Genomic DNA, 14,304 nt, shown 5'->3' on the forward strand with positions numbered 1-14,304 from the left:
GTGACAAAAATACGTTAAAAATAAAGGTCAAGTCCTATCTAACAAAAGAGGAAAATAATTTTCAAAATCATCCAACAAACACTTAAAGGGTGGTTTTCAGCACTTAAGAGATAGAATGAATGTTAAAATTATATGCATTTCATCGAAAATAAATGTATCTCATCGTTAATAATTAATAATAATTATAGTTTAGCAGTCCCAAAACCAGAATGCTCTACTTATTATTTTATTATGAAACAAATTTATGCCCCCCTAAAATTGTGTCTCTTTCTAGCCTTGTTCATTACTTTTTTTAGTTATTCTCAAGTTGGAATTAATACAACGGCTCCAGAGGGAATTCTAGACATCAATAGTAGCGTTTATGGCGTTGTTTTGCCGCGAATTGCGCTTACCGCATCAAATGTTCAAGCACCAGTGCAAAATCCACAAGGAGGAAATCTAGCTGTGGGCACTGTTGTTTTCAATACAGCAACTACAAATAATGGAACTAATGACGTTGTACCTGGACTATACGTTTGGGATGGAACCCGATGGTTCAATAAGTTTACCAAGAAACAAGCAGAGTTCTATACACAATCTGGATATTATTTACCGAGCTCTAACGATGGATTTGTATCGATTCCAGGATTGGGCAATAATAATTTTGTTGCAGAATACACTGGCACCTATAAAATTGAATTAAGTGTCAACTACGGGTCTGGTAATTTAGAAAATATTGACGGTAACAATAACACAACAGATGTAGCAATTCAAAAAGGAGATTTTAGATTCATATTTGATGGTGATACCGAAATAATTACAACAAAAGCCACCTCTGTAAATGGTGCAAGCAATGGTGGAGTTTCTAACTACTATCTTATATGGGAGCAATATTCTTATGTAATTTATAGAAATTGCGTCAAAGGACAGACATATAATTTTAGCTTGGCTTTTGACCAACATCCATCAAATGATTTTGTAAATAATGGAAATTATAATTCAGGTCTTGGTCTCTACGGCCAAGGAACAGGTTATATAGGATTTGATATTCCTTGCTCTGTCGAAATAACTTATATATCAGAATAAACCCCGCCATTATGAATTCAAAACTATCACTATCAATCTTATTATTATGTTTATTCACACTTACTTTAATACAAGCGCAAGTAGGTATTGGAACAACAACTCCGGAAGGAATTCTTGACATAAAGAGCAGTATCTATGGTGTTGTATATCCTAGCGCTGCTTTACAGGCTACCAATCTTCAAGCACCAGTAGTAAATCCGTTGGCAGGTAATCTTGCCGTAGGAACAACAATTTTTAATACAGCCACTACAAACAATGGTTCTAACGATGTAAAACCAGGTATTTATTCTTGGAATGGTATACAATGGATAAATCATTTTGACAAAAAAGAAACTACCCTGTTTAAACAAACAACCGAATTGAGAACATCAAGCAATGTAGGTTTTCAGGGAGTTCCTGGCTTAGACAATGTAGCATCAAATACATTTACACCTAAATTTTCCGGTATATATAAAATAGAACTCAGAGGATATTATGGTGGTGGACAAGTTGTAACAGATCGAGGTATTCATACCGTTACTGCAAAGGGTATTTATAGACTAGCTTTCAATGGAACGAACTATGACATACAAACGAAATCCTATTCCACGTATCATCCAAATGCTGATCACTCGACTCAAATGGAAGACAATTGGGTAGAAACGGTGCTAATTAAATATGTATCCTTGATTGCTGGCACATCGTATTCTTTTGACCTATCGTTTGATCAAACTTCAACCCAGAGCACTAGAGGTTTCCGTTCTAGTGGCAATCTATTTTCTGGACGAGGCCATCTAGGTTCTGAAATTAAGTGTAGTGTTGAATTCACCTACTTAAACTAAATAATTTTTAAACAATTGATATGAAATATTCTAATAACCATATATTCATTATAATCTTCTTTGCATTTGTTTTGCTCATATCAAACACCCTATTTTCTCAAGTAGGTATTGGTACGATTGCGCCGCAAGGAATGCTAGACGTTAGCAATAGTAATTTAACAGGTATTGTATTCCCGAAAGCGATTTTAACTTCTACCATAGATGAATTACCTGTTTTAAACCCTCAAGGGGGGGCACTAGCTGCTGGAACTGCTGTGTTCAACACTAATATTACGACTACTGGGACAAATGATGTGAACGAAGGTATATATGTATGGAATGGTACAAAATGGGCGCCACAATTTCTTTTAGAAGACGCGAAGACTTTTGAACAAACAACACTGCCTATGCGTGTTGTACAAAGTGATGGTTTTGTAGATGTCCCTGGACTGGGAGCAGGTTCTTCATTTACCCCTAAGTTTAGTGGTATATATCGCTTGAAGGCAGTTTTCAATTTTGGTGCAGGCGAAATATTATTACCAACGACAGGTGATGACATGCGCATGGCCACTGAAGAAGGATATTTTAGATTTATATTCAATGGTGTACATCATGATATTTATACGCATGCATACTCCTTGTACAATAGTCAACTGGAAACGGCAAATCGCTATACCGAACAATATAGACATGATTCATCGCTTATATTGTATCAAGATTTGCAAGCTGGTGTAACTTATGACTTTCGTTTAATGGTTGATGTTCAGGTAGCAAATAATTTTATTGACAATGGCAACTCAGGAACAGGTCGTGCTTATGTAGGTATTGAAATACCATGCTCTATTGAATTCACTTTTCAGAAAGAAAACTAAACTTATAAATTAAAATTTTTAATTACCCCGCAAATATTAACTCGTGAAAAAATTATTATTTTACGTACTGCTCGCAACCACATCCTCTGCGTTTGCCCAATCACAACTCACACTACAAAAACACTTTTCTGTAACGTCTATGGGCGCAATTGAAGCTCAGGATTCTTGGGGTTGGACTGATACCGATGGGGATGGAGATGAATATGCAATTGTTGGTCTTGACAATGGTACTGCATTTGTAAGAATTAATAATGGAACTAATGCAGAATATTTAGGAAGAATGCCTTCTTTTACCGGTTCTGGTTACTGGAGAGATGTTAAAATTTATAATAACCATGCATATATTGTAAGTGATGGCAATGGCTCACATGGAATTCAAATTTTTGATCTCACACGCCTAAGAAATGTAACTGGAGCAAGTCCACAAAATTTCAATAAAAATGGTGATGGTCATTATGGAGGAATTACAAACTGTCATAATATAATAATAAATGAAGATACTGGATTTCTATATATCTTAGGTGCAAATGTAAATGGTGGAGCGCCTAGAATTTTAAGTTTAGCAAATCCTAAAGTCCCAACCTTAGTAGCAAATATGAATAGTGGTTATTCATACTGCCATGATGCTCAAGTAGTTTTGTATGATGGCCCAGACCCAAACTACCAAGGAAGAGAAATCATGATAGGTAGTTTTAGTGGAGACAATAATGTGAAAATCCTTGACGTAACAAACAAATCAAATATTACTCAAATTTCTTCAATAAATTACTCAAATAGGCACTATACCCATCAAGGATGGTTTACAGAGGACAAACGCTTTTTTCTTGTAGGAGACGAAATTGATGAAGAAATGATTGGTGGAAATACAAGAACATTTGTATTTGATTTGAGTGACCTTCAAAACCCTTTGTTACACTACACCTATTTTGGTACGACTACCGCTACTGATCATAATGGGTATGTGAGGGGAAATAGATTTTACCTTGCTAACTATAAAGCGGGTGCACGTGTCATAAAATTAGATGGACTTTATGAAAACCCTCCAAGTATGACAGAAGTTAACTTCTATGACACAATGAGCGGAGCTAACTCAGCAGGCACCGAAGGTGTTTGGAATGTTTATCCTTATCTAGATAGTGGTAATTTAATTGTTACAGGTTTTGGAAGACTTAGCAGCAATACCGATGGCGGTTTTTTTATTGTTAAAGACCCTAATTATGATAATGAATCACCCATAGCAATTGCACAAGATTTAATGGTAACATTAGCGAATGCTGGTACAGTTACAATAAATGCAATTGATATTGATAATAACTCAACAGACAACAAAGGTATTACCTCATACAAAATCAATGGTCAAGACTCAATTACTTTTAGTTGTGATGATGTAGGAACACCACAGGTCGTTACATTGACAGTAAAAGATGATTATGGATTTACAGATACAGCAACTGCAACAATAAATGTAGAACCAAATGAAACAATGTGGCTTGGTAGTTTATGGGATGATGGAAACCCAGGACCTGGTTCTTATGCAAGAATTGCGGAAGATTATAATACTAGCATTGATAATAATATAGATGCTTGTACTTGTAGCGTTAACATTGGAAAAACTCTTGATGTTGCGGCTGAAGGATATATCAATATTCAAAAAGATATTACAGTTAATGGAATTTTAAATGTTGCGCACACAGCAAATGTAGTTCAAAAAGATAGCGATGCAGTGGTAATCAAAGGAGCTAATGGCACAATTGATGTTGCACTAACTACTCCTGCTTTAAATGCTCGTGATTTTTTATTGCTAGGGAGCCCTATGGTCGCCAATAGCGATGCCGTTTTTAACAATCCATATCAATTACTCAAACACACTACAGAAAATTTTAGTCCATTTCCAGGAATTGTAGGGGTTAACTTTTTAAACGATAATACTAATGGATTTGATTGGTCAAATCATACAGGTAATTTAAACCCAGGAGAAGGATATTATTTAAGACCCTCATTAACAAACGATGGAACCTATAATTATAATTTTGAAGAAGGAACTCTAAATAGTGGAGATATAACTTATATGGCATTTTTTGGAGATGACAAAGAAGATAGCCCAAATATTCTAGCAAATCCATACGCATCAGCAATCGATGCTTCTGCTTTTATAGATGCTAATGATGGAATTATTAGTGAAGTTTACTTTTGGGAGCATAACATTACGCCCAATAATGGTGTGCCGGGCCCATTAAATGAAAACTTTAGCATGGAAGACATATCAACTTTTAATGGACTTATGGGAATTCAAGCAGCAAGTGGTGGAACCGTTCCCAATGGAGTAATTTCTACCGGACAGGGTTTTGGTATTAAGGCAAATGCAGGGGGACCAGTAACTTTTACAAATGCAATGCGATTGACATCTGGAAATACAACCCTCAGAAATCAAGAAAATAGAGATTTAATTTGGCTTACTGTAACAGAAAACCTCTACGATTTAGGTTCTACGGCAGGTCTTGGTTTTATCGAAAGTGCTTCAGAACAAATGGATATAGGTTATGACACACAAAGATTGGGAACGGTAATGTCGCTATACTCACACTTACAGGATGGAACAGAGCAACTAAGCATCCAAGGTCTTGGAACTTTTAATCGAGAAATGAGCATTCCTTTTGGATTCTCAACACTCATTGAACAAACCGAAAACCTTCTCTATAAAATCTCAATCTCAAATTTACAGGGGGATAATCTAGAAGGTGTTACCGTTTTATTGACCGATAATGAACTTGGTATCACTACAAACCTTTCAATTACCGCTTATTCATTCCTTGCTGGGGCAGGAACTCACAACAATAGATTTACAGTACACTTTGAGAATGGAACATTTGGAGTTACAGATGCAGATATTAATAACATAAAAGTTTTTCCAAATCCTACTACTGGAATTGTTACAATACTTTCTCCAGATACAAATATCAATAATATTGAAATTTATGACCTTAGAGGAAGAAGAATTGTTGATGTGCTTATGGTATCAGACAACGAATATAGATTAGATCTTGCTAAACTGGAAACCTCAATCTATTACGCAACGATTAAAACAGAAAGCGGAACAGTCACAAAAAAGATTATCAAAAATTAACTAATTCATAAAACCAAAAAAAGGCGTTGCATTATGTAACGCCTTTTTTTTATGCCGAAATTTTAATCAAATCATCCCTTTTTAATAAAATGAACAAAGGCCCAAAATTGCCTTCGTTTTATATATTTAAAATTATTTTGAAACTTGTAGGCTTCCCTTTCAAAACTGATATTTCTGTAGGCAGTATGTCTATTTTTGTATTGAAACCATCGAATTAAAAATTCAATCACGTACCAAAGATAAAAAGGTAAAACGAGCATTTCGATTTGTTGCCGTAAATGGATTTTTTCATGATTCAGCATGACCGCATCTTCTTTCATTTCACGTTTCCGTAGCACAACAAAAGGCCACAATGTAATCCCGTTGAACCCTCTTCTTATTAAAAAACGTGAGACAAGTATAATCATGGTTACATTTCGGCTTTGCCTAAATATACATATTTTGACCTAGCAATGATTTATTTCTAATCTTGGATTTACGTATTTTTACGGTATGCTATTTCCAAAGAAAAACATTCCAATCGAAGAGGGCGATTTTTACCTCACTCCAGAGGGATACAAATGTTTTACGGAGCAATACCACTTAAAAAGAGGCTATTGTTGCGAGAGCGGTTGTCGCCATTGCCCCTACGGATTTAATAAAAAGAAAAGTAAGCAGTAATTTTAATCTCACTTCTACATTTTATACTATGAATTTTAAAGCAGAAATTTTACAAGGAATCCCATCCACACTTCCACCAGTGAAGGAATATGATGTAACTGTAAATCACGCTCCCAAACGTAAAAAAATTCTTTCTTCGGAAGAGGAATTATTAGCCCTTCGTAATGCGCTGAGATATTTTGAACCAAAACACCACGCCACCCTCCTACCCGAATTTAAAAACGAACTGGAAAAATACGGAAGGATTTATATGTATAGATTCCGTCCAGACTATAAAATTTACGCTAGACCTATTGATGAGTATCCTGGTGAGTGTGCGCAGGCTAAAGCAATTATGTTGATGATTCAAAACAACTTGGACCATGCTGTGGCACAACATCCGCATGAGTTGATAACGTATGGTGGAAATGGAGCTGTCTTTTCAAATTGGGCGCAGTATAGACTTGTAATGCAATATCTGGCTCAGATGACAAACGAGCAAACGCTGGTGGTGTATTCTGGGCATCCGCTGGGTTTATTCCCATCGCATAAAAACGCACCGCGCGTAGTTGTGACAAACGGAATGATGATACCAAACTATTCGCAACCCGACGATTGGGAAAAATTCAACGCGCTTGGTGTCACACAATATGGCCAAATGACTGCCGGTAGTTATATGTATATTGGACCTCAAGGTATTGTGCACGGTACGACGATAACGGTTTTAAATGGTTTCAGAAAAATTAAAAAATCACCCAAAGGAGGTTTGTTTGTGACCTCGGGATTGGGAGGAATGAGTGGCGCTCAACCCAAAGCCGGAAATATTGCTGGCTGTGTTACTGTGTGCGGTGAAGTGAACAAAAAAGCAACCGAAACGAGACACTCACAAGGTTGGGTGGACGAGGTAATCAGTGATGTAAACGAACTTGGCAAACGTGTTCAAAAAGCACTGGACGCCAAGGAAACAGTTTCAATTGCTTATGACGGGAATATCGTTGAGGTTTGGGAGCATTTTGACAAAGAAAACATCCATATTGACTTAGGTAGTGACCAAACGTCGTTACACAATCCTTGGGCAGGTGGTTATTATCCGGTGGGGATGAGCTACGATGATGCCAATGAAATGATGGCAAATAATCCCAAAAAGTTTAAAGAAAAAGTACAAGAAAGTTTACGACGACATACAAACGCCATTAACAAACACACCGCAAAAGGCACCTACTTTTTTGACTACGGAAATGCGTTTTTACTGGAAGCTTCGAGAGCTGATGCAGCAATTATGGCTGATAATAATATAGATTTTAAATATCCTTCGTACGTGCAGGACATCATGGGACCTATGTGTTTTGATTACGGTTTTGGTCCATTTCGCTGGGTATGCGCCACGGGAAAACCAGAAGATCTAGCGAAAACGGATGCTATTGCGTGCGAAGTTTTAGAAGAAATGATAAAAGTTTCGCCTCCAGAAATCCAACAGCAAATGCTGGATAATATTCAATGGATCAAAGGAGCACAAGAAAACAAATTGGTTGTAGGATCGCAAGCTAGAATTTTATATGCAGATGCCGAAGGTAGAATGAAAATTGCGAGTGCTTTTAACAAGCATATTTCCGAAGGAAAAATTGGCACTGTAATTTTAGGTCGTGACCATCACGATGTTTCGGGGACAGATTCTCCTTATCGTGAAACTTCAAATATTTATGACGGCTCACGGTTTACGGCAGATATGGCGATACATAATGTAATAGGTGATAGCTTTAGAGGTGCCACTTGGGTGAGCATACATAATGGTGGTGGCGTAGGCTGGGGCGAGGTGATAAATGGTGGGTTCGGTATGGTTCTTGATGGTACTAAGGATGCACAACGACGTCTAGAAAGCATGTTGTTCTGGGATGTTAATAACGGAATCGCAAGACGCAGTTGGGCACGAAATGAAGAAGCCGTATTTGCGATTAAAAGAGAAATGGAACGGACTCCAAATCTAAAAGTAACGCTTCCCAATTTTGTGGATGATTCATTATTCAGTTAAAAAAAATTATTATGAAAGCAATTAAATTATTACCCGTAGTACTGCTTCTGGTCTTTGCGTCGTGCTCTTCTGTAAGAGTAGTGACAGATTATGACAAGAATGCAAATTTCAGCAATTATAATTCCTTCGCATTTTATAAACCAGGAATCGATAAGGCAGAAATAAGTGACCTTGACAAAAAGAGAATTTTGAGAGCCATTGAAAATCAAATGGTAGCAAAAGGAAAGATGAAATCAAATAGTCCAGATTTGCTCGTGAGCATTTTTACAAAAGAAAATGAGCGTGTGGACGTGTACAATAATAACTTTGGCTGGGGCTATGGCGCTTGGGGCTGGGGTGCTGGTTATGGCTGGGGTGGCAACTGGGGCAATACAGTTTCTCGTTCTACGGAAGGAACGCTCTACATTGATTTTATCGATGCCAAAACAAATGAATTGGTTTGGCAAGGAATAGGACGTTCTGGTCTGTACAGAGGAAGTGATATTGAAAAGAAAGAAGAAAAAATCAATTTGATAGTTTCTGAAATTTTAATGGAATATCCACCCAATCAGATGTCAAATTAATTTACAAAAAACCTCGCCTATCGAGGTTTTTTTGTTTCAGAATATTTCTAACTATTTAGTTAACTAACAAATCTTCACTGGTTGAAATTTCAGCCTAAAAAATCAAGCAGCTTTAATGGCTAGGTTTAAAATAAGACGTTGATGTTCTCTGCACCAACTGCTGAGCTGAATCCAATCTTTAAACTTTAATATTTTACAAATCTCTTTCACTTTTACTTCTAATTGCTCTTTGTTAACCCCTATCTTTTTGGTTACCGGTTTTAATTCTCCATAGAGACCTAATAGGGTTAATAGTTCTAGATAATTGGGATTTAAGTTTATTAATTGTTCTTTGTGAGCATCTTTTCTTGGCAGTGTATCAAAAGCCTGCTTGCTTCTTTTGCCTTCAATAAAATCCTTAATCATTTGTCCCGAAATTGAAACAGATGGGGAGAATATAAGATTACTTTCAATACCGAGCGATTCAGCTAGTAAATAATCATCCAAAGTAGCGTTGTAATAAAAAACACAAAATTTTGTATTGATGCCTTTTTTTCTTGTGGCATCAATTATATCAAAGGCTAGCATTGAGCTCAATGAATAATCAAGAATCGCAAACTCTGGTTTTTCCCGAACTATTGCCCTAAGAGCGGTTTTTCCTTGTTTCGTAGGATTTATAAACTCTACCGGAGTATCCTTAAAATACTTTACTATCGTATTTGAAAATTCAGTATCACTTTGCGCTATTACAATTTTAACAGGGGCTTTCATAACATCTTAGTTTATGTTGTAGATTGAAATAAAACTAGATGTAACCTAAATAAACAGCAGATTACAAACGCTAAAAATCATTTCTTACAAACAACAATACTAAGGTCTTAGTTTAAAGACAAATAGAGAAAAATATGTGACGAATGGCAATATTTTTGTTAAATACTGATTTTTAAAGTATAAAAATCAATGCTTCGGTTTTATTGATTTTTTAAAATCTCAAGCAAATCCTTTTTATAAGTTTTTGACACCGGAATTTTTACCTCGCCAATAAGTATCGCATTTGAAGAAACCATGGTTACTTGGTTTAAGTTAACTGCAAACCTGCGGTGGACTTGCAGGAAAAGCTCTTTTGGTAATTCGTTTAAAAACTCAGTTAGCTTTTCTCTTATAATATGTTTTTTATTAGGCATTTTAATTTCGAGATAATTACCATCGCTCTTGACAAAATGTATTTGAGAGGTATCAATTTTTATGAAATCGGAACCTTCTTTTATAACTACCGTAGGATTTGTAGCATTTGCTTTAAGGGCTCTATTCTGTTCCACATTTTTAAATCCTCTAGAAGCAATATCTAGCAGAGTAATTAGAGTTGGAGTATTATATGGTTTCATTAAATAGCCATTGGGCTCTACCTCTTGCAAATGGCTAAGCGTTTTTTCATCTCCAAAAGCAGTCAAAAAAATGATAGGCATATTTTTATGCGCTCTAATCATTTTAGCCAGCCAAATTCCATCTTTTTCACCAACGAGGTTAATATCAAGTAATGCAATGTCAACATCTAAATCTTTTATTTCTAGCCATGCCTTGTCACCACTAGCACTGCTGCCTGCAATTTCAAAACCATTTTCTTCTAACGTATCTATAAGAGCTGCTCGAGAAATGGCCATATCTTCAACGACGTACACTCTTTTATTCATTGCTGTAATCATCCTTAAAATGTATTGTGACTCGTACTCCATTTTTACCATCAACCGTAATGGTACCGTCCATTTCTTCAGTAAGCATATATAGTAACCTAAACCCTAATGTTTTCTTCAAATTCTTTTCATAGTCATTGGGCAAACCCTTTCCGTTATCTGTAAATTCAAAAACATAGGGCGATGATTTCTCTAATTGCCAGAGAGATACTGTTACCAATCCGTCTTTGCCGTCAAATGCATGTTTGTTGGTATTGATTAAAAGTTCGCTCAAAACCAAGCCCAACGGAATTGCTTTGTTGATGGATAATTCGGTTTCGTTATTAACATCAACTTTTGCTGAAATGCTACTATAATTAAAACTATACAGTAATTGATTGGTTAACTTTTTTAAATATCCACACATGGGCACCATAGATTGATCTTCCTGTTGGTAGAGCATTTCATGAACTAAAGCCATACTATCAATATGCCTTTGTGAATCTTCGAGCGCTTTGCTCATTGTTTCACTTGTAGCCTTTTTAGACTGTAATTGCAATAACCCCGTAATTACTTGCAAATTATTCTTTACCCTGTGGTGAACTTCTTTCAGTAAAATTTCTTTCTCCCTAACCGAAGCTTCCAAAATAATTTTTTGACCTTTTATAACTTTATTTGACTTTCTAGACTTAAAGTATAAAAAAACAATAATTGAAAACAAGACCAATGTGGCAAACAAAGCTATTTTTTGTAATGTATTTATCTTTTCATTTATAAGTACTTCCTGTTGATATTTTGAAATTTCATCCTCTTTTGCCTCAACATCAAATTTAGTGAGCGCCAATAAATTTTGTCTTTTTAGTCTCTGTACTTGGACTGAATCTTTTATGCTCTTAGAACGCTCAAAAGCTAAGTTTGCCAAATTTAAACTATTCTCCAAAAGAAATAATTTTCCTTGTAATGTATAAATATCAACTATTTGATCAACGTCGTCATAATCATCAATGGACAAAATAGCTTTTTCTATAAAGCTTTTAGCTTCCTTCTGTTCGCCCAACATATAATATGTTTTGGCTAATTTGTAGTAGCACGATGTTACAATCCTAGATTCACCAATGGGCTTTTCTCCTGTGGTCGCTGCTAAAATTTCATCTTTATAAAGCTGCAGTGCTTCATTATAATTTCCTTCCTCAAATTTAAGGTCACCAATACTTCCTTTTATCACTTTTTCAAAATAGTAATTATAGCCATCTTCTTTAGGAAATAATAAATCCACCTTTGAAGGCTTACTAATCTCGTCGAGAGCAATATTGTAATATACAGAGGCACTGTCAAATTTTTTTAATTTGAAATATGAAAGACCCACATTATGAAACATGCTGGATTTCATGAGTTGATTACCTAAAGTATCATAAACGAATGCCTGCTTTTCAAAATTTTCGATCGCTCTTTCAAAATTTCCTAATTTATAATAAGCCATCCCCAAAGTCTGAAAGTCGGTATATCCTTTTTCCACATAGCCAGGATGATTTTTAAAAAATTCCTTTTTTAATTTTTCGATACGTAATGCATCATCGTACGCTTCAATTTTATTGTAGACTTCAATAAGGTGATCAATAATTTTCGCAACATTTTCAAGCGGAAGATTTTCACGTTCCAGTAAAAGTCTCTCTCCTAATTTGATTACCGAGAAATCATGCTTAAGAATATCCTCTATCTCCAAAAGCCTGAATTTGATTTCAAGTACTTGATCTCTTGTTCCATTTTCCTCCGCCCATTCTAACGCACTCTGCTCGTAGTTCAATAGAAACGAGAACTTATCCTGTATTCTCTTTTCTTCAAAATTGGAGATAATGTATGTGTGCAGTTTATTTAAATTCTGAAATTGGCGTTCCGTCTCTATAGGATACCCCACCAATTGACTAAGCTCGTTTAGCTTTTGGTCTTGGGCGTTTACTTTAATCAAGCAAAACAGAAAAAGTATATAAATATGTTTTTTCAATAAGGGAATTTAATGTCAAAAAAAGATAACGATTATGTATAAAAACGTAATTTATTTTTTTCTTTTATAAAATAGAAAAAGTAGCCCGCAGAGGATTAACAAAAAGATACCAGAAATAATGAGTATTGTATTTTGCTGAGAGTTACTTTTATATTTTGCTTCATTGAGTTGGTTCTCTAATTTTAATCTTTCTGCTTCAGCTTTATATTTTTGGGTGTCATATTTAGCCGTTGCATCATTAATCATTTTTAGCTTTTCCTTTTTATAAATTTCGGCTTTGATACTGTCATACTTTTTTAATGTGAGATAAGCATCGTTCGTACGTCCGGAGGCGTAAAGTGCTTCACTATATCTTTGATACGTTTCAGCAAAAACGTCATCTATATATTCCCCAGCTTCTGAAAACGCAATCGCTTTTTCAAAATTAACAATGGCTCCTTGAGGATTGTTTTTAGCCATTTTTAGCCTTCCTTCTAGTAAGTTAAATTCTGTGGTAAGCCCTATAAAATTGTCCATAGAATTGATTGTTGCGGCCGTGCTATCAAAATATTTTTGCGCTGCTGAAATGTTATCCATCAACAAACTCGTCTCAGATAAATTATAATATGAAATCGCAATTTGTAAAGTATCTTTCAAACCTTTTAATAAAGGGAGGGCCTTTTTAAGCATAGGGATTGCTTTTGAATATTCTTTTCTAGAAGTATATACACTTCCCTCAACATTGTACGCCCTTGCCATTTTAATAGTGTCCTTAGTTTTGATACCATAAGCTTTGTAATCATCTATAATCTCTAAACATTTATCGTAGTCCTCTAAATATAAATGAGTAGCAGCAAGCACATAACGCGAATAATAGGCCGCAGAGGTGTCTCCTATTTTTTCGGCAAATTCAATATTTTTAAGACTTAAATCTACGACCTCAGCATACTTTCCGGCAAATAGCCCAAAGTCCGCCGAATCTTGCATTTTCAATAAAGAATCCTGAAATATTTTTTGTGATTGAGAAACAGCTTTTTCTTGAGCGTGAAAAAAAAAGGTTCCTATCAAAAAAAAGACCCAAAAAAAACAGCGAGTTGTTTTGAAAGAAAAAAAAGGTACATCCATCTTACAAATATCTAAATTAGTAACAAATACAGAATACTCTTGGGATGTAAATCTATTAATTAGTGAAATAAGGAAGTATAGATTTTATATAAACTACAACAAATAAGGGACAGCGTGGCCATTATCCATAAGCCATTGATTGAGGTTAATATCACCAATCTTAATAGTTGCTAAGTATCGCCCAAATTTACCCTGTTTATCTTTATAACTATCTATTTCAACCTCTTTATCGAGTATCATTTCTCGAACGATATCTCCAACAACAAGACCTCGTTCACGTTCTTCACCTCTTAATTCGGGCGTATCAATTCCATAAAGACGCAACTTCATTATTTGAAAATGTAGAAATCCTAAATCCACTTGAGCCGTTACAGTATTGCCATCATAAACAGCAATAATTTTTGCTTTGTAGTTGTACATAATTGAATTTTAGCTAATTGAAAACTAAAAGTACAAA

The 14,304-nt window shown here is 35.3% G+C and carries 13 protein-coding genes; 7 read left to right on the forward strand and 6 right to left on the reverse strand.

The window, feature by feature from the left end; genetic code table 11:
• The first annotated feature begins 231 nt into the window (after nucleotides 1-231).
• Genes ACSHW7_RS11175 through ACSHW7_RS11190 form a run of 4 tightly spaced genes read left to right on the forward strand, consistent with a single transcriptional unit; the run spans nucleotide 232 to nucleotide 5,861 of the window.
• Complete coding sequence (locus ACSHW7_RS11175) at nucleotides 232-1,065, forward strand: hypothetical protein (RefSeq protein ID WP_435679430.1); 834 nt, start codon at nucleotides 232-234, stop codon at nucleotides 1,063-1,065.
• Between the two features lie 11 nt (nucleotides 1,066-1,076).
• The gene (locus ACSHW7_RS11180; protein ID WP_435679431.1) at nucleotides 1,077-1,886 is read left to right on the forward strand and encodes a hypothetical protein; all 810 of its coding nucleotides are present in this window, start codon (nucleotides 1,077-1,079) and stop codon (nucleotides 1,884-1,886) included.
• Nucleotides 1,887-1,906: 20 nt separating this feature from the next.
• Nucleotides 1,907-2,737 (forward strand): hypothetical protein, encoded by an 831-nt coding sequence (locus ACSHW7_RS11185; protein ID WP_435679432.1) that lies wholly within the window; start codon nucleotides 1,907-1,909, stop codon nucleotides 2,735-2,737.
• 43 nt (nucleotides 2,738-2,780) lie between these two features.
• Nucleotides 2,781-5,861, forward strand: coding sequence for a choice-of-anchor B family protein (locus ACSHW7_RS11190; RefSeq protein WP_435679433.1), 3,081 nt, complete (start codon nucleotides 2,781-2,783; stop codon nucleotides 5,859-5,861).
• A 71-nt stretch (nucleotides 5,862-5,932) separates the two neighbouring features.
• On the opposite strand, the gene ACSHW7_RS11195 is transcribed toward ACSHW7_RS11190, so the two are convergent.
• Nucleotides 5,933-6,268: a hypothetical protein gene (locus ACSHW7_RS11195; RefSeq protein WP_435679434.1), complete on the reverse strand. Its 336-nt coding sequence runs from the start codon at nucleotides 6,266-6,268 to the stop codon at nucleotides 5,933-5,935.
• 85 nt (nucleotides 6,269-6,353) lie between these two features.
• On the opposite strand from ACSHW7_RS11195, the gene ACSHW7_RS11200 reads away from it, so the two are divergent.
• The 3 genes from ACSHW7_RS11200 to ACSHW7_RS11210 are packed head-to-tail and all read left to right on the forward strand — an operon-like array spanning nucleotide 6,354 to nucleotide 9,092.
• The gene (locus ACSHW7_RS11200) at nucleotides 6,354-6,521 is read left to right on the forward strand and encodes a DUF5522 domain-containing protein (RefSeq protein ID WP_435679435.1); all 168 of its coding nucleotides are present in this window, start codon (nucleotides 6,354-6,356) and stop codon (nucleotides 6,519-6,521) included.
• Between the two features lie 28 nt (nucleotides 6,522-6,549).
• Nucleotides 6,550-8,529, forward strand: coding sequence for a urocanate hydratase (locus tag ACSHW7_RS11205; RefSeq protein ID WP_435679436.1), 1,980 nt, complete (start codon nucleotides 6,550-6,552; stop codon nucleotides 8,527-8,529).
• An 11-nt stretch (nucleotides 8,530-8,540) separates the two neighbouring features.
• Nucleotides 8,541-9,092: a DUF4136 domain-containing protein gene (locus ACSHW7_RS11210; RefSeq protein ID WP_435679437.1), complete on the forward strand. Its 552-nt coding sequence runs from the start codon at nucleotides 8,541-8,543 to the stop codon at nucleotides 9,090-9,092.
• 102 nt (nucleotides 9,093-9,194) lie between these two features.
• On the opposite strand, the gene ACSHW7_RS11215 is transcribed toward ACSHW7_RS11210, so the two are convergent.
• The 5 genes from ACSHW7_RS11215 to ACSHW7_RS11235 all read right to left on the reverse strand — a co-directional run bounded on the left by ACSHW7_RS11215 (nucleotide 9,195) and on the right by ACSHW7_RS11235 (nucleotide 14,267).
• Nucleotides 9,195-9,842 (reverse strand): hypothetical protein, encoded by a 648-nt coding sequence (locus tag ACSHW7_RS11215; RefSeq protein WP_435679438.1) that lies wholly within the window; start codon nucleotides 9,840-9,842, stop codon nucleotides 9,195-9,197.
• 200 nt (nucleotides 9,843-10,042) lie between these two features.
• Nucleotides 10,043-10,804 (reverse strand): LytR/AlgR family response regulator transcription factor, encoded by a 762-nt coding sequence (locus tag ACSHW7_RS11220; RefSeq protein WP_435679439.1) that lies wholly within the window; start codon nucleotides 10,802-10,804, stop codon nucleotides 10,043-10,045.
• Nucleotides 10,755-12,743 carry a tetratricopeptide repeat-containing sensor histidine kinase gene (locus ACSHW7_RS11225; RefSeq protein ID WP_435679440.1) on the reverse strand — a complete coding sequence of 663 codons (1,989 nt, stop codon included), beginning with the start codon at nucleotides 12,741-12,743 and terminating at the stop codon, nucleotides 10,755-10,757. Before ACSHW7_RS11225 ends, ACSHW7_RS11220 begins: the two co-directional genes overlap by 50 nt.
• A gap of 51 nt (nucleotides 12,744-12,794) precedes the next feature.
• The gene (locus tag ACSHW7_RS11230) at nucleotides 12,795-13,709 is read right to left on the reverse strand and encodes an LPXTG cell wall anchor domain-containing protein (RefSeq protein ID WP_435679441.1); all 915 of its coding nucleotides are present in this window, start codon (nucleotides 13,707-13,709) and stop codon (nucleotides 12,795-12,797) included.
• Nucleotides 13,710-13,940: 231 nt separating this feature from the next.
• Nucleotides 13,941-14,267 carry a thermonuclease family protein gene (locus tag ACSHW7_RS11235; RefSeq protein ID WP_435679442.1) on the reverse strand — a complete coding sequence of 109 codons (327 nt, stop codon included), beginning with the start codon at nucleotides 14,265-14,267 and terminating at the stop codon, nucleotides 13,941-13,943.
• Between the last annotated feature and the right edge of the window lie 37 nt (nucleotides 14,268-14,304).

It is taken from the genome of Patiriisocius sp. (assembly GCF_051252435.1).
Taxonomy (GTDB): domain Bacteria; phylum Bacteroidota; class Bacteroidia; order Flavobacteriales; family Flavobacteriaceae; genus Patiriisocius.